16 protein-coding genes are annotated in these 16,808 nt (G+C 51.6%); 8 read left to right on the top strand and 8 right to left on the bottom strand.

Annotated elements, in window-relative coordinates:
• Window positions 1–105: 105 nt before the first annotated feature.
• The 4 genes from speE (at window position 106) to phaR (ending at window position 3,262) form a co-directional block, all read left to right on the top strand.
• Window positions 106–957, top strand: coding sequence for a polyamine aminopropyltransferase (gene speE / locus KDX31_09845; GenBank protein ID UTW01685.1), 852 nt, complete (start codon window positions 106–108; stop codon window positions 955–957).
• A gap of 187 nt (window positions 958–1,144) precedes the next feature.
• Window positions 1,145–2,302: an MFS transporter gene (locus KDX31_09840; GenBank protein UTW01684.1), complete on the top strand. Its 1,158-nt coding sequence runs from the start codon at window positions 1,145–1,147 to the stop codon at window positions 2,300–2,302.
• Between the two features lie 143 nt (window positions 2,303–2,445).
• Entirely contained in the window at window positions 2,446–2,709 is a 264-nt protein-coding gene (locus tag KDX31_09835) for a hypothetical protein (GenBank protein UTW01683.1), read from the top strand.
• 67 nt (window positions 2,710–2,776) lie between these two features.
• Window positions 2,777–3,262, top strand: a complete 486-nt coding sequence (phaR, locus tag KDX31_09830) for a polyhydroxyalkanoate synthesis repressor PhaR (protein ID UTW01682.1) — start codon at window positions 2,777–2,779, stop codon at window positions 3,260–3,262.
• A 54-nt stretch (window positions 3,263–3,316) separates the two neighbouring features.
• Here the strand turns inward: phaR and KDX31_09825 are convergent, their stop codons facing one another.
• From KDX31_09825 to KDX31_09790, 8 genes are all read right to left on the bottom strand, one after another.
• Complete coding sequence (locus tag KDX31_09825; GenBank protein ID UTW01681.1) at window positions 3,317–3,667, bottom strand: ribbon-helix-helix domain-containing protein; 351 nt, start codon at window positions 3,665–3,667, stop codon at window positions 3,317–3,319.
• A 161-nt stretch (window positions 3,668–3,828) separates the two neighbouring features.
• A complete protein-coding gene (locus KDX31_09820; GenBank protein ID UTW01680.1) occupies window positions 3,829–4,395 on the bottom strand; it encodes a DJ-1/PfpI family protein in 567 nt (188 codons plus the stop codon).
• 255 nt (window positions 4,396–4,650) lie between these two features.
• Entirely contained in the window at window positions 4,651–7,110 is a 2,460-nt protein-coding gene (locus KDX31_09815) for an arsenate reductase (azurin) large subunit (GenBank protein ID UTW01679.1), read from the bottom strand.
• Window positions 7,111–7,127: 17 nt separating this feature from the next.
• Window positions 7,128–7,646 (bottom strand): arsenate reductase (azurin) small subunit, encoded by a 519-nt coding sequence (locus KDX31_09810; GenBank protein ID UTW01678.1) that lies wholly within the window; start codon window positions 7,644–7,646, stop codon window positions 7,128–7,130.
• Window positions 7,647–8,123: 477 nt separating this feature from the next.
• Complete coding sequence (speD, locus tag KDX31_09805; GenBank protein UTW01677.1) at window positions 8,124–8,939, bottom strand: adenosylmethionine decarboxylase; 816 nt, start codon at window positions 8,937–8,939, stop codon at window positions 8,124–8,126.
• A 122-nt stretch (window positions 8,940–9,061) separates the two neighbouring features.
• Window positions 9,062–10,135, bottom strand: coding sequence for a class III poly(R)-hydroxyalkanoic acid synthase subunit PhaC (phaC, locus tag KDX31_09800; protein UTW01676.1), 1,074 nt, complete (start codon window positions 10,133–10,135; stop codon window positions 9,062–9,064).
• 6 nt (window positions 10,136–10,141) lie between these two features.
• Window positions 10,142–11,065 carry a hypothetical protein gene (locus tag KDX31_09795; protein UTW01675.1) on the bottom strand — a complete coding sequence of 308 codons (924 nt, stop codon included), beginning with the start codon at window positions 11,063–11,065 and terminating at the stop codon, window positions 10,142–10,144.
• A 53-nt stretch (window positions 11,066–11,118) separates the two neighbouring features.
• Window positions 11,119–12,000 (bottom strand): LysR family transcriptional regulator, encoded by an 882-nt coding sequence (locus KDX31_09790; protein ID UTW01674.1) that lies wholly within the window; start codon window positions 11,998–12,000, stop codon window positions 11,119–11,121.
• A 167-nt stretch (window positions 12,001–12,167) separates the two neighbouring features.
• On the opposite strand from KDX31_09790, the gene leuC reads away from it, so the two are divergent.
• From leuC to asd, 4 genes are all read left to right on the top strand, one after another.
• Window positions 12,168–13,583, top strand: coding sequence for a 3-isopropylmalate dehydratase large subunit (gene leuC / locus KDX31_09785; GenBank protein UTW01673.1), 1,416 nt, complete (start codon window positions 12,168–12,170; stop codon window positions 13,581–13,583).
• Window positions 13,584–13,603: 20 nt separating this feature from the next.
• Window positions 13,604–14,251 (top strand): 3-isopropylmalate dehydratase small subunit, encoded by a 648-nt coding sequence (leuD, locus tag KDX31_09780; protein UTW01672.1) that lies wholly within the window; start codon window positions 13,604–13,606, stop codon window positions 14,249–14,251.
• Window positions 14,252–14,326: 75 nt separating this feature from the next.
• A complete protein-coding gene (gene leuB, locus KDX31_09775) occupies window positions 14,327–15,409 on the top strand; it encodes a 3-isopropylmalate dehydrogenase (GenBank protein ID UTW01671.1) in 1,083 nt (360 codons plus the stop codon).
• A 192-nt stretch (window positions 15,410–15,601) separates the two neighbouring features.
• Window positions 15,602–16,717 carry an aspartate-semialdehyde dehydrogenase gene (asd, locus tag KDX31_09770; protein UTW01670.1) on the top strand — a complete coding sequence of 372 codons (1,116 nt, stop codon included), beginning with the start codon at window positions 15,602–15,604 and terminating at the stop codon, window positions 16,715–16,717.
• Window positions 16,718–16,808: the final 91 nt, after the last annotated feature.

The raw sequence follows: 16,808 nt of genomic DNA, 5'->3' as shown, positions 1-16,808 counted from the left end.
TTGAGTAACCCCTTGTTGCAGAATTGTAACTAAGGGGTTTTTATTTTTGGTTACTATTTATTTAACGACGGCGCAAAGCGTGCCTTTAGTTTTGGTGGATTAACTATGACAGTCTATAAAGAGACTCTTTACGATGGATACGGTCAGGCATTTGATGTGGAAGAAGTGCTGTTTGAACAACAGACCGACTCCTGGCATCTGATTATTTTCCGTAACCCTAAATTCGGAACTGTTATGGCACTGGATGGTATTATCCAGACCACAGAAAAAGATGAGTTTATCTATCATGAGATGCTGACCCATGTTCCGCTAATGGCTCACGGCAGTGCTAAAAAAGTACTGATTATCGGCGGTGGTGATGGGGGCATGCTGCGCGAAGTCCTGAAGCATCAGTCTGTTGAAAGTGTCACTCAGGTTGAGATCGATCAGGCGGTTATCGATATGTGTGTTGAATACCTGCCGAACCATTCTCAGGGCGCTTATGACAACCCGCGTGCCAATATTGTTATCGGTGATGGTATCGATTATGTCTGCCAGACCGAAGAGAAGTACGATGTGATTATCTCCGACTGTACCGATCCGGTTGGTCCCGGTGAAGTGTTGTTCAGCAGTCGTTTCTATGAAGGTTGTAAGCGTTGTCTCAATGAAGGAGGAATCTTCGTTGCCCAGAACGGTGTAGTCTATATGCAGCCTGAAGAGGTAGTCACCACCCGGCAGCGTCTCAGCCCATACTTCGCCGACCAGACCTTTTACACCGCAGCAGTACCTACCTATATCGGTGGTGCTATGACTTTTGCCTGGGGTTGTGATGATGCAGCCAACCGGCAGTTGAGTGTGGAAGAGGTTGCCGCGCGGTTTGCAGCCAGCGGTATTAAAACCCGTTACTATAATCCGCAGATCCATGTCGGTAGCTTTGCGTTGCCGCAGTATATTCTGGAGAAGCTGGGCGACGCGTGATTTTCAGGCTCCGCCAGCTTTGCTGTCATTCGCCGCAGCGGCTTATCTGAAAATCCACCGGTTGCATAAGCCGGTGGATTTTTACTTTCCAGAGCCCCGGTCTGAAGATCGGAAATGCATGATCGCTGCGGACAGGAGTCAAACCGGATCCCGATGAAACGACATCACCGATGAAACTGAACAGCTGATGCAACTCAATACGTATAGCCGCCTGTCGGGCTTTTACTTCTTTTACTTCTCCCTCTTAGGGGCTTTGGTTCCGTACTGGAGCCTCTATCTGAAGTCGTTTGATTTTAATGCACAAACGATAGGTAGCCTGATGGCCATTCTGATGGCGTCTCGCATTATTGCTCCGAATATCTGGGGCTGGCTGGCGGATCGCACCGGTCAGCGCTTGCGAATTGTGCGCTATGGAGCATTTTTCACCTGCCTTATCTTTGTACTGATCTTCTGGCAGGAGAGTGCTCTGGGGATTGCACTGGTGATGGCAGGCTTCAGTTTTTTCTGGAATGCGGTTCTGCCTCAGTTCGAGGTGCTGACCCTGACACATCTGAAGGGGCGCGAACAGCTCTACAGCCGAATTCGCCTGTGGGGCTCCGTTGGTTTTATTATTGCGGTAATAGGGATTGGCTGGTTACTGGATCTTGTCAGTATACGCTGGCTGCCCTGGATGATGCTCGGGCTGATGGTGATGATCTGGATAGCATCCCTGTTTGTTGAGGCTAAAACTGCTCCGCGCCGAAGTGATGAGAGTGGCTTTGTGCAGCAATTGCTGCGGCCGCAGGTGCTGGTGTTTTTTCTGATCTGTCTGCTGATACAGTTTAGTCACGGCCCGTACTACACCTTCTACTCAGTGCTGATGGACAGTCTCGGATACAGTCGTACCGAGATTGGTCTGCTGTGGTCAGTCGGGGTGGTTGCAGAAGTGCTGATCTTTATTCTGATGCCAAAGCTGATCGGCGGACTGGGATTGCGCCGGCTGATGATTATCAGTCTGCTGTTGTGCGTATTGCGCTGGCTGCTGATCGGACTGATTCCCGAAATTCTCCCGCTAATGCTGTTTGCTCAGACACTGCATGCAGTGAGCTTCGGTGTATTACATGCGGTGGGTATCGCGCTGGTGCATCATTATTTTTCCCCCTCAAATCATGGCCAGGGGCAGGCGATGTTCAGCAGTCTTGGCTTCGGTGTTGGTGGCGCACTCGGTGCTTTGTGCAGTGGAATGATGTGGGAATCATTGGGTGCATCTGCAACATTCAGCGTCGCTGCCGCGGCGGTTTTAATTGCGGCAGTGTGCGCAACTATTTGGATAAAACCGGAAAATTGTGCAGAAACGAATCGGTAAATTTGTTTTGCACCGCAGTTGGTATAGTATTAGATTAACAGCAGTTAAGTAATTGAATCACCATTGTGCAGTTTTACGCAGCGGTCATTCTGACAGGTGGTAATTTCTGGCGGATTAACCGGTCCGGCTGAAGAGAGGCGCTGATGAATTTCAAAGTAGATGTTGAAATGACACCCGAAGAGCTCCGCAAGGTGCTGGGGTTGCCGGATGTTGAATCGTTTCAGAAAGAGATGATGGGTAAAATTCAGGAGCGAATGGATGCCGGTGTTGATGGTTATGATCCGCTGACGCTATTTCAACCCTATATGGCCAGCGGTCTGGGGTCGATGGATGCTATTCAGAAGATGCTGATGAATATGATGACCTCATATACCAGCAGCAGTAAAAGCTCTGATAAAAACAAATAATACTGTTCCCCGCCACACTGCAGCAGAGTGTTGAATGCAGGAGCAGATCAGGTAGAGAGAGACTATTTTGAGAATTCTCAGAAAATACACAAATCGCCGTCTGTACGATACATCCCGTAGCTGTTACATCACCCTGGAAGATGTAAAGCAGTTGGTACTGAGTCAGGAAAACTTTCAGGTTCAGGATTCCAAAACCGGGGCGGATCTGACCCGCAATATACTGTTGCAGATTATCAGTGAACAAGAGGCGTTGGGGCATGGAACACTGCTGACCAATCAGGTGCTGCAACAACTGATCCGTTTTTACGGTGACAGTATGCAGGGGATGATGAGCCAGTATCTGGAACAGAGTATTGCCACCTTTATCGATCAGCAGGAGCGCATCCGCGAACAGATGCAGAATATGATCGGTGCCGCCAACCCGCTGAATATGATGAACAAGATCGCCGATCAGAATATGGCGATGTGGAATATCTTTACTCCGCCGGGGGGTGAAAAATCTTCCGACAATCCCGCCAGTAATGATGAAGGACCCACGAAAGAAGATAAGTAGTCTGCTTCGATTCAATCAGCCCGCTAACGATCCTTGCAGATATTAGCGGGTTTTTTAATGCCTCTTCTGAATCTCATTCGCCAAAATAGACTCCGCATCCAGGGTATTGATCGCGATCTCTCTGTTCGCAGGAATCTCACCAGTCAGTTGCAATGCCAGGTAGCGCATACAGCAGACTCTGAGAAATGAGGTGAAGTTGCCCAGGTCATGTCCGGCATCGATCGATTCATGATACAGGCGGGTGAGCATCTGGGGGATATTCATATGATCCCGTGCGGCGATCTCTTCCAGTGTGCTCCAGAAATAGTTTTCCAGCCGCACGCTGGTCACCATGCCATCAATACGCAGTGAGCGGGTGCTGCTCTTCCAGTGGGCTGTATCGCCATTGATAAACAGTTTGCACATAGTTCAATCCTGTCTGTCCGTTTTGAAAATAGAGCTATTCCTGCCTGCAATAAAACGGCTACCTTTTCAGATAGCCGTTGCGGAGCGTTATCAAAGATTAGTTGCAGGTTAAACTTTTTTGCTATTTCCTACACACTATTTCAGCAGCGCAATTTTACAGCTTATTTTAGCAGCGCTAAAAATTGCGATAGCCAGGCAGGGTGAGCGGGCCAGGCAGGAGCCGTGACCAGGTTGCCATCGGTGATGGCCGCATCGATGGCTATCTCAGTAAAGATCCCCCCCGACTGATTGATCTCAGGCATACAGGCCGGGTAGGCGGAACATTTCCTGTCTTTCAATACACCCGCCGCAGAGAGTATCTGTGCCCCGTGGCAGACCGCAGCCACCGGTTTGTTCGTTTCAAAGAAATGGCGCACCATGGTTAACACCGCGGGATTAAGGCGCAGGTATTCAGGTGCGCGGCCGCCGGGGATGATCAGTGCGTCGTAATCGGCGGGGTCGATCTCTGCAAAGGTGGCGTTAAGGGTGAAGTTATGGCCGCGTTTTTCGGTATAGGTCTGGTCGCCCTCAAAATCATGAATCGCGGTGGCAACTGAATCGCCACTGACTTTATCAGGGCAAACGGCATCGACACGGTGGCCTACCGTCAGCAGGGTTTGAAAGGGCACCATGGTTTCATAGTCTTCGGTGAAATCCCCGGTGATCATCAGAATTTTTTTATTACTCATAACGTACTCCTAGCTGTAGCTGATTGTTTTTATTTCTCAGAAGGTACTGGTTACAAGGTAGCAGCCTCGGTGAAGGAGGAGGTATTAAATGAATACTACAGCGCAACTTTGCGGGAGGGGGCAGCATAATAGATCTTTCTGAAATGGTTGCAGATTACCTATCTGATTCAGTCACTCTGTTTTCATCATGTAACAAGCCGGCCCTTGCGGGGCCGGCTTAAGCAGCAGGGCCGGGCTACCGCGATCACTCAGAGGTCAGGTAAAACGGCGACGCTTAAAGGACACGGTCTCCTGGTAGTTCCTCATAGAGCTGACCTTGCGGATATCGGCCCAGGTTCCTTTGTAATAGGGGATGTAGTTTCGATCAGTCCAGCTGGTGACGACATCACCCACGTTACCGTTGAAGTACCCGAACATCATGAAGGTGTGGCCTGGTTTCATGTCTGCTTCCAGATAGGCCATGGCAAAAGTGGAGCCGAAGTCGTTGAAGACTTCGACTACGTCGCCTGATTCGATACCCAGTTCTTTGGCATCTTCCGGGTTGATTTCGATCGGCGCCATAGGGTAGCGCCGGGTGCGAAAGTCAACGCGCTGGTCGTGATAGGCCGTCTGCCAGATATGGTTGGTGCGGCCGTTGTTAATCCAGAACCGGTATTTCTTGCGCTGGGATTCAACCATATCCGGTAAGCCGGTCCACTCGGCAGGCAGGAAGTGGGCCTTCCCGTCGGAGGTGCTGAACTTGTAATCGGAGTAAACCATCTCGGTGCCGACCAGCAGATCGTCTTTGTACTCCCTGACGGGCAGTTGCACTCCGTTGTTACCTTGCTGACGCAGCCGGTCATAGGTGACCAGATGCCCGGTTGCACCTCCCTGACTATCGATACCCTCGGGTTTACGGAAACCATCGTTGAAAGAGTCTTCCTCGGTCTTCCAGTCGAAGCCCGAGAAGCGTTCGGCCATCGTCTTGTTACCTTCTTTTTCGTACAGCGCTTTGATGGTGGTGGCAATTTTCGCCGCTATCAGGCAGTCCGGTATAGCTTCCCCGGGAGGATCCATGAACTTCTCAGACAGACGCATGCGGCGCTCACCGTTCATCGACGTGAGGTTCATCTCCCCAGGATGGGCTGCCGGCAGTATCAGATGGGATGCCTGAGCGAACTTGGTTGGGTATAAGTCGATGGTGGTAATGAATAACCCACCGTGGTTAGTAACCGCATCGATAATGGCATCAACCATGCTCTCCACGCTGCCCCCGCGGACCTGCGCCAGGGCATCCCGGACGATGTTCGCACGACGATATAGTGTCTGACGATACTCCTGAGCGTTTAGTGTGGACTGGAAGGCGTTGCAGGCCCACACGGTCAGCATCTTGCCATTGCCCTTGATAATTTCCTGATCAATGTAGACCGGCCGCTTGCCAGGATAGGGCGGACGCACATAGCCTTCCTGATGCCCCCCGAGACGACAGACACCGGTGCCGCGACGACCCACGTTGTGGGTGGCCAGCACCAGGTCCACCAGTGCAGACTGGATACGGTAATTGTCGTTGCCCCAGATGATACCCTTTTCATACAGATGGGCGGTGCGCGGGCGATGGCCGGACTGTTTCGGCTTATAAGCCCAGTCGGCGGCTTTTTCCAGGTCTGCCACAGATACGCCGGTGATCTGCGAGCACTGCTCCAGGCTCATGCGGTTGGCTTTCAAAGCCTTCTCGAAGCCGGAAGTGTGTTCAGCGATAAAATCCTGGTCGTGCCATCCCTTGTCCACCACGTAAGTCAGCAGACCGTTGAACAGTGCGGTATCGGTACCTGGATTGATCTGAAGGTGCAGCACCTGGTCCCTGGCGGTTTCCTCACAGATCGCAGTGGTCAGGGAGCGGCGTGGATCAACCAGAATGAAGCGTCCACTGTCGGCTGTTTCACCCTTGAACCATGCTTGCTTCTTCGCCACTGTCGCACCGGTCAGGTTCGGCAGGGCGTGAGCGAGAAAGTAATTGGTCTGGGTCTCGTAGGCGTTGGCGCCGATGAACATGATGGTGTCTGCCAGTTCGCTGTCCTCATAGCTATTATTCAGCTCGCCGATGCCCATATCACGGGTGGCGTGGCACTCCGAATTGTAGGCCGGGCGGTTATGGATACGTACCATCCGGGTTTTGAGCGCAGAAAACATTAACTTGCCGCTGCCCCAGGTGTTTTCGAAGCCGCCCCCGGCACCGCCATGGTCGAAGGCGTTGAACATGATCGAATCGGGACCGAAGGCGTCGAGCAGGCGCTTGGTCACCCCGGCGTAGACCGCCATGGCCTCGTCCCAGCTCACGTCCACCCAGTCATCGCCGGTGAACAGGCGCGGGTATTTGAGGCGGTCACGGGTGACTCCTTCAGCGTTGTACATAATTGTGGCCATCTGACCACCACGGGTGGAACTCAGGCCCTGATTAACCACGCATTCCCTGTCAGGCTGGATCATGATGTTGTATTTCTTGCCGCCTTCTTCTACCACGTTGACCATAGCGGGTGTCATCGTGCCGGACAGCGGTGGCTGCTGACTGCGGAAGTCTTTTCCCAAAGCGTTCTCGCTCGGCGCACGGCCGCCCTCGGCGCCATGGGGCCATTTGTACACATGGTAGCCACAGCCGACAATACAGAAGTGGCAGGTCATATTGGTTTTCTGAGCACCCACAGGGGGCAGTGGTACACGATCTTTATTATGAGACATGATATTTGCCCTCCGGGTTATAGGGTGTTGGCCTGGCGGCCGAAGAGCAGGCCATCAATACCCACAGCCGTAACCGAATCGCTGTTGGCATCGTACTCCAGGCGAATCTTGGGCAGGTTCTCTGTTGCCTGCCCCGTGACCATCTGGCCCATTTTCTCGCTGTCAAATACGCTAAAGTGACAGGGGCACTTGAAGTTACGTGAAGCCGGGTCGTAACTCACCGGACAGCCCATGTGGGTGCACAGGGTGCTGTAGGCAACGATATCCATGTCAGGCCCTACACCTCCAGGCACCGGTTGTCCCAGGCGAATTACTGCACAGGGGGAGCTTTCATCGGGATAATTGAAGTGTATTACCTTGTTCTGTGGCAGGGCCTTGGCCTTGGCAATGGCTATTTGCGGGTAAGGAAGCGTGGTAGCGCCCGGGTTGAATGATTCTGACTTAGCAAGCGCGCTGGCAGGCGTCAGCGACGTCACTCCGGCAGCAACACCCGCTCCCCCCAGTTTAATAAAACTGCGTCGACTGAGTTGATTCATAATTATCCTCTCCTCATATGGTTATCAGTTTTTTATTTTCTTAACATGCCAGCTCATCTCCCTAGGCTGAGCGTATTCAGTATAGGTAAGAATCATAAAGACCATACATAATATGTGTGGATAGGCTATGGAGGGGGTAGCGAAAAGTAGCCCCTGGGCGCTGGGAATTACCTTAAACAGAAAGGTTAATGCTAATTAAGGGAGAGGAGGGGGGGAGCAGCTTTCCCCGAAAGTTGTGCAACATTAACGCATGACGTAGCTCATCAAACGCAGGAATTCGCCATTAAAAGTATATGTATCGCCCGGATCTGGCAAAAAACGTTATCGGTATCTTACTGTTGATCAACAGGAAAAGAGATTATTCAGACAACGAGGAAGCGATGTTGGCCGCCGACAGGCGAGTGGTACCGTTGTAAGCAGCAAAAAGCCCGCGATGCGGGCTTTTTTATTTTGGCAGGCAGATTCTCAGGCCGGCAGTTACTTGTTTTTCATATCAGGTATGTTACGGCCGTAGAAGATCTCGTTCATTTCCTGATACAGGCGTTCGGTAATCTCTTCGATTTCACGGCCGGTCAGGTCGGCGGTGGTGGTGCCGAACAGGTAGGTGTTGAGGTCGACATCATTGAGCATCATCTTGGTGTGGAAGATGTTCTCCTGATAGACGTTAACATCGACCAGTTGATACTGATCGCGGATATCCTGGCTGATAAAGTTCTGGATCGAGTTGATATCGTGGTCGATGTAATGTTTAACGCCGTTGATATCACGGGTAAAGCCGCGCACCCGGTAGTCGACGGTCACAATATCGGAATCCAGTTTATGGATCAGATAGTTCAGCGCCTTCAGCGGTGAGATAATGCCACAGGTGGACACTTCAATATCGGCACGGAAGGTACAGATACCATCATCCGGGTGTGCTTCCGGGTAGGTGTGCACGCAGATATGGCTCTTATCCAGATGGGCAACCACTGACTCGGGCAAAGGGCCGGGTTTTTCAGTGGTATCGACGTTAGCAGAGTCTTTCAGTGGCTCTTCTGCCACCAGTATTGTGACGCTGGCGCCTTGTGGGTCGTAGTCTTGTCGGGCAACATTGAGTACCGTGGCACCGATAATGTCGCAGGCTTCTGTCAGAATCTCTGTCAGGCGATCGGCGTTATACTGCTCATCAATATATTCGATGTATTCGGCCTTCTGCTGTTTGGTCTTGGCATAGCAGACATCATAGATGCAGAAGCTGAGGCTTTTTGTCAGGTTGTTGAAACCCTGCAGTTTGATTTTCCCGTTGGATGGCAACTTCGTAAACTCCGGCTAAAAACCAAACGGTTTTTGGTTAACGACAAAAGAAAGGGCGGATTTTAGATGAGAAACCCAGCGGAAAAAAGTAAATTTTTAAATTATCCGGTTATTGTGCGGCGCTATTCATGCTGTTTTAGCCAGTCAGCAATGGCCGGGGCGACCTCGGTTTGTGATTTTGCCGAAACGAAGACGCCGATATGTCCGGACGCAACTTCATACTCTGAGTATTCACGGCTGTTGGTCATGCCTGATAGGGCCTGGGAAGCCGATGGGGGAACCAGGTGGTCAGAGCGACCATAAACGTTGAGCAGTGGTTGTGTTATTCGTTTAAGGTCGACCGGGCGGTCGTCAACGGCAACTGAATTGTTGATAAAGCCGTTGTCTTTAAAGAAAGTAGTCAGAAACTGGCGGAACATCTCACCGGCCTGGTCCGGGCTGTCATAGATCCATTTTTCCATGCGCAGAAAACTCAGCGCTGAGGCCTGGTCTTTAAGCTGTCGCGGCAGGTTGAGGTTTTTCTGCAGCCCCAGGCGCATCGGCATCAGGGCATTGTAGGCATCATTGAGCATCGCGCCGGGGATGTTGCCGTAGGTTTCAACCGCCAGATCGATATCGATCTGCTGGGCCAGATGGCTGAGCATATTATCCGGGGTTTTAAAATCCACCGGGGTAACCATGGTGACCAGGTTTTTAACGTTATCCGGGTTGAGGGTGGTATAGCAGAGGCTCAGAGTGCCGCCCTGACAGATCCCCAACAGGTTGAGCTGATCGTGGCCGGAATCTTCTAACACCTGATTAACGCAGTTGCCGATATAGCCGTTGATATAATCATCCATATCGAGATACCGGTCAGCAGCATCGGGGTAGCCCCAGTCGATCAGATAGATATCCAGCCCCAGCTCCAGTAGCCGTTTTACAAATGAGCGTTCCTGATCAAGATCAACCATATAGGGACGGTTAACCAGGGCGTAGCAGATCAGTAGCGGGGTTTTGCAACGCTTCCGGCCGGGTGTTTTCTCACTTTGATAGCGGAATAGTTGAAGTTTATCTTCACGATAGATGACCTCTTTGGGGGTCAGGCCAACGCTGACTTCATCGAGCTGCTGCAGGGTACTGAAGCTCTGCATCAGTTGTTCACTGAACTGACCCAGTTCGGAAGCGATCTTGTCCGGACTGAATTTAAATCCACTCATTCAGTGTTACTCCCGGCTATTGCGTTTTGGACTGTTCTGTTGCATCTGGATCGATGTGATGATCGTTTTTAACTCTTCGATCTCCTGTTGCTGTCGACGCAGTTGTTTACGCAGCTTATGCTGTTGACGGATGGTGCTGTCCAGCTCTTCTCGGGTGACCAGACCAAACTCTTTGAGCTTTTTGTCGCGGCTGTCGAATGCCAGTTTACGAACCCGGTTAAGGCTGTTGCTGATTCGCCCATGACAGGCCTGATACTGGTCGGTAAAGACCGTATCCCGATAGGCTTTTTCATAACACTCGATCCATAGGTTTTGCAGCACTTTAACACTGTCGATATCAGCAGTCTGCTGCTCCAGCAGTTGCTTCAGGTCTGCTCCGGTCCGGTTGAAAATCTGCTCGTATTGTTGCAGGTAATCTGCCAGTGCGTCCTGATAATCGATCATCGCCTGAGACAGTGAGCGTACCTGTGCCGGACTGTAAGAACCAGTGCCGATTTCCGGGGATTTTGCCAGTTGCTCCAGTAATTCCCGTAAGGGGGCCCGGGAAATTGCGTCGGGCTTCAGCAGTGCGTCTTTCATCAGTGCGGCAAAAGGCTCCGGCAGATTCCATTGCTGGCTGAGCAGTTCGTTGCATTGCTGCTGCATATAGCTTTGCATCTGATCAACTAACTGATCGGTACTGAGGGTGTCGCTGTGTTTATCACGGAGTGATTCGGCGAAATGGCTGAACTGTTCTGTCTGAGATTTGACCAGTCGCATCAGGTTGGCCTGCTGATCGCTGAAATCAGTCACCGCCCCGTGCTGAAAACTGTCGAGAAACTGCTGCCACTGCTCAGGTTTACTCTGCGTGAGTTGTTCCGCCATCTCCTGCCAGCGTTGTAGCTGTTCCTGAAGCCAGTTGTCAGTGCCGCTAGCAGAGCTTTGAGTCATCATCAGTCCCTAAAAGGTTATCTGTCTTAACATATTAATGAAGCGGATGAAGATTATGAACCCTTTTCTGCCGCCTGCTCCAAAAGGTGTATAAAGTGGCGGGCAGCATTACTCAGTGTGCGGTCTTTATGGATGATATATCCCAGCTCCCGGGTCACAGGGGGGACATCCACGTTGAGAATGCTTAGGCTGTTTTCGGTCATGGTTTCCGGTAACAGGGACCAGCCCAGACCGATCTCCACCATCATCCTGATAGTGTCCAGATAGTTTGTGGACATTGTGGTATCGGGTTGCAATCCCAGTTGTGAAAATTGCAGATTGGCCAACTGACGGGTGAATGTGGCGCTGCCTGACAGTATCGCCGGATAATCGCACAGTTGTTCCAGCGTTACCCGTTTAAGCGAGGCCAGTGGATGATCGGTTGCCACGACATAGTTGAGCTTATCGCTCCAGATCGCCTTTGAATGGATACTGGGGGCCGGATGGGGAGCGAGGGTGATCAGCGCGATCTCTAGATTGCCTTTAAGGACATTGTCGTAAGCAATCTCTGACTCATCAAAGCGCAGGTCCAGCTTTACCTGCGGAAATTCGCGGATGTATTGTCGCAGTATCGGCGGCAGACGGTGCAGGCTTATATGGTGACTGGCCGCTACCGAGAGTGTGCCGCTGACCTCGCCGCTGAGATTGCTCAGCGAGCGGCGGGCATCTTCAAGTTCCAGTAATATACGGTTGGCCCGGGGCAGCAGTTCATGGCCGGCTTCTGTCAGCCCGACTGTACGGCCGATGCGATCAAACAAGCGGCTGTTCAGTTGTTGTTCCAGTATCAGAATACGTTTGCTCATCGCTGACTGGGTCAGGAAGAGTTTCTCTGCCGCCCGGGAAAAGGAGCCGGTTTCTGCAACCGCTACAAAGGCCTGTAGTGCATTAGTATCCATAGGGTCTGTCCAGTTTCTGTTGCGAATAGTCTATCTATTCCAGATAGGAATGCAAAGCATAAAAATTATGAATTTGTTTTCTGGTAATGCGTGCACTAGGATTGCTGCATATATAAAGGCTGGCAGACCACAACGCCGGTTAAGAAGATACAGTGAGGTAATAACCCATGGCTGGAAAAACGTTATATGACAAACTGTTTGATTCGCATCTGGTGCGAACCAACGAAGATGGAAGTTCGCTGATCTATATCGATCGTCAGGTGCTGCATGAGGTTACCTCGCCTCAGGCATTTGAAGGGCTGAGACTGGCGGGACGCAAGCCATGGCGCATTGATGCCAATATTGCTACACCGGACCACAATGTACCTACAACGGAGCGTTCCGGCGGTGTGGATCTGATCGTCGATCCGGTGTCTAAAATTCAGGTTAAAACTCTGGATGCCAACTGCGATGAGTTTGGCATTCTGGAATTCAAGATGAATGATCACCGTCAGGGTATCGTTCATGTTATGGCCCCTGAGCAGGGCGCTATACTGCCGGGCAGCACGGCTGTCTGTGGCGACTCCCATACCGCGACTCTGGGAGCGTTGGGAGCGCTGGCCCACGGCATCGGTACTTCAGAAGTTGAGCATGTACTGGCGACTCAGTGTCTGATTACCAAGAAGATGCAGAATATGCTGGTGCGGGTGGATGGTGAGCTGGGTATCGGTGTGACACCAAAAGATGTAGTGCTGCATGTGATCGGTGTAATAGGTACCGCAGGTGGCACGGGCTACGCTATCGAATTCGGTGGTGATGTGTTCCGTAATATGTCGATGGAAGGTCGTATGACCGTTTGTAATATGGCGATTGAAGCCGGTGCGCGGGTCGGCCTGGTGGCGGTTGATCAGACCACTATCGATTACTTTGACGGTCGTCCTTTCGCGCCTAAAGGCGAGCACTGGAACGCTGCTGTTGCTGAATGGCGCGATCTGACCTCTGATACCGATGCTGAGTTTGATGCCGTGGTAGAGATTCATGCCGAAGATATCGAACCACAGGTGACCTGGGGAACTTCTCCTGAAATGGTTGTTGGGGTGTCGGGACAGGTGCCGAATCCGGACAAAGAGAAAGATCCGGTTAAGGTCGATGGCATTAACCGTGCGCTCAAGTATATGGGGCTGGCTGCGGATCAGAAGATTACCGATATTAAACTGGACCGCATTTTTATCGGCTCCTGCACTAACTCCCGTATCGAAGACCTGCGTGACGCAGCCAAAGTCGTTAAAGGGCGCAAAGTGGCGGATAACATTATTCAGGCTTTGGTTGTGCCGGGTTCTGGTCTGGTAAAAGCTCAGGCGGAGCAGGAAGGGCTGGACAAGATCTTTATTGAGGCCGGACTTGAATGGCGCGAGCCGGGTTGTTCGATGTGTCTGGCGATGAACCCGGATAAGCTGGGTAATGGTGAGCACTGTGCATCCACCTCTAACCGTAACTTCGAGGGTCGTCAGGGCTTCGGTGGCCGTACCCATCTGGTGAGTCCGGCAATGGCTGCTGCGGCAGCCGTGACCGGCCACTTCATCGATGTACGTGAGTTGATTTAATAAGGTATCGGGAGAGCGAGATGAATAAGTTTACATTGCACACAGGTATCGCTGCACCGCTGGATCGGGCTAATGTCGATACCGATATGATCATTCCTAAGCAGTTTCTGAAGTCGATCAAGCGTTCCGGGTTTGGTAAAAACCTGTTTGATGAGCTGCGTTATCTGGATGAAGGTCAGCCGGATCAGTCTTGTGAAGGGCGTCCGTTGAATACGGAGTTTGTATTGAATCAGCCCCGCTATCAGGGCGCAAGCATTCTGCTGGCACGGGAAAACTTCGGTTGCGGATCCAGCCGTGAACATGCGCCCTGGGCGCTGGATGATTACGGTTTTCGTTGTGTGATCGCGCCAAGTTTTGCTGAGATTTTCTACAATAACTGCTTTAAGAATGGCTTGTTGCCGATTGTATTGCGTGATGAGCAGATCGATCAGTTGTTCGCAGAGGTGGCTGAAACTGAGGGATATCAGTTGAGTATCGATCTGGAGCGGCAACTGGTGATCACCCCATCCGGTGAGGAGATGACCTTCAGCATTGATGGTTTTCGTAAGCACTGCCTGATAAATGGTCTGGATGATATCGGTATCACGTTGCAGAATGAAGCCGATATTCGCGCCTATGAAGAGCGCCGCCGTCAGCAGGCCCCCTGGTTGTTCGGCGCCATTAAGTAAGGCTTTATCAGTATCAAATGAACGAATTTAAGGCTGCAGAGCAGGCTTTGCAGCTGGGATTAAGGAACGAGAATAATGTCTAAAAATGTACTGGTTTTACCTGGTGATGGTATTGGTCCTGAGATCGTCGCGCAGGCGCGTCGTGTGCTGGAACTGGTTAATCAGCAGGATAATCTGGATCTGCAGCTGAGTGAGGCTCTGGTTGGTGGTGCGGCAATCGATGCCCATGGCGTGCCGCTGCCGGAAGAAACGCTCGACGCCGCTCGTGCAGCTGATGCGATTCTGCTGGGGGCTGTCGGAGGCCCTAAGTGGGACACTAACCCTGATTTCCAGATCCGCCCGGAAAAAGGCCTGCTGGGTATCCGCTCCAGTCTGGGGTTGTTCGGTAACCTGCGTCCGGCGATTCTGTATCCGCAACTGGCCCATGCCTCAACGCTGAAGCCAGAAGTTGTGTCCGGCCTGGATATACTGATTGTTCGTGAACTGACCGGCGGTATCTATTTCGGTCAGCCCCGCGGCGTGCGCCTGAAAGAGGGTAACGTTCGCGAGGGGTATAACACCTATGTTTACGACGAAAATGAGATTCGTCGTATCGGTCGTGTGGCTTTTGAAGCGGCCCGTGCGCGTGATAAGCGACTCTGTTCTGTCGATAAGGCTAACGTGCTGGAAGTGACGGTATTGTGGCGTGAGGTTATGGAGGAGCTGTCTAAAGAGTATCCTGATGTTGAGCTCAGCCATATGTATGTCGATAACGCAGCGATGCAGCTGGTGCGTGCGCCGAAGCAGTTTGATGTCATGGTCACCGGTAATATGTTCGGTGATATTCTGTCTGATGCTGCGGCAATGCTGACCGGATCGATCGGTATGCTGCCATCCGCTTCGCTGGATGTTGATGGCAAGGGTATGTATGAACCTTGTCACGGTTCGGCGCCGGACATTGCCGGACAGAATCTGGCTAACCCGCTGGCGACCATTCTGTCGGTTGCGATGATGCTGAGATACTCACTCGGCGCGGGTGCTCCGGCGGATCGTATTGAGGCGGCTGTCAGTCAGGTGCTGGATCAGAATCTGCGTACCGGCGATATCTGGTCTGAGGGAATGCAGAAGGTGTCTACCACCGAGATGGGTGATGCGGTTATCGCTGCATTGCAGGCGTAAAAGTCGCATTTTATGATGCTGGTTGATCATAAAATAGTCTGATTCAGATAGTCTATGTGACTAAATTGTTGCATAATTGAAGGGCTTCGGAGTGTCCGGAGTCATCACAGGCTGCTACAGATTCGTGTGGCAGCTTTGTTGTATTTATTCTCAGGAATCTGTTAGCAGGTTCAAATAGTTTTGGTGGAACAGATGAAGCGTGTAGGTTTTGTTGGTTGGCGCGGAATGGTTGGTTCCGTGCTGATGCAGCGCATGATAGAAGAGGGTGATTTCGACCATATCGAAGAGCCTGTCTTTTTTACAACGTCCCAGGCAGGTCAGCCAGGTCCGGATATTGGTAAAGATATACCGGCACTGAAAGATGCAACATCCATTGATGAACTCAAGCAGATGGATGCCATTATTTCCTGTCAGGGCGGTGACTACACGAAACAGGTTTACGGCGCTCTGCGTAACGCGGGCTGGGATGGCTACTGGATCGATGCAGCATCCTCTTTGCGTATGGCCGATGAAGCCATTATCGTTCTTGATCCGGTTAATATGAACGTGATCAAAGACGGCCTGGCAAATGGTGTCAAAACCTACGTTGGTGGCAACTGTACTGTGTCTCTCATGTTGATGGGGCTGGGAGGTCTGTTTAATGCGGGGCTGATCGAATGGATGACCTCCATGACTTACCAGGCTGCATCCGGCGGTGGTGCGCGTCATATGCGTGAGCTGATCTCGCAGATGGGTATTATCAAAGACTCTGTTGCTGCTGATCTGGCAAACCCTGCCAGTGCGATTCTGGATATTGATCGTCAGGTTGCTGAGACAATCCGTTCCGATGTCATGCCCACCGACAATTTTGGTGTGCCGCTGGCAGGTTCCCTGATCCCGTGGATCGATACCCGTCTGGACAATGGTCAGAGCCGGGAGGAGTGGAAAGCTTATGCTGAAACCAACAAGATTCTTGGCTTGAGCGACAATCCGGTACCGATAGATGGTACCTGCGTACGTATCGGTGCGATGCGTTGTCATAGTCAGGCATTCACCATTAAGCTGAAGCAAAATGTACCGATGGACGAGATCGAGTCGATGATCGCTGAAGCTAACGACTGGGTCAGTGTCGTGCCGAATGAGCGTGATATTACTGCCCGGGATCTGACTCCGGCGAAGGTTACCGGTACTCTGGGTGTGCCTGTCGGTCGTCTGCGTAAGATGAATTTGGGTGATGAGTTCCTCAATGCATTCAGTGTTGGTGATCAGTTGTTGTGGGGTGCGGCCGAGCCACTACGCCGTATGCTGCGGATTTTGCTGCAGGGCTAATCTCTGCTTTTGAAAGGTATAACCGGCTGATAAGGCCGGTTTTTTTATATTTGTGGGTGTGATTCAGGTCAACAAATTCGATATAAAGAGT

The organism is Amphritea atlantica (assembly GCA_024397875.1).
GTDB lineage: Bacteria > Pseudomonadota > Gammaproteobacteria > Pseudomonadales > Balneatricaceae > Amphritea > Amphritea atlantica_B.
The sequence above is the reverse complement of the archived record's forward strand: the minus strand, read 5'-3'. Positions and strand labels throughout refer to the sequence as shown.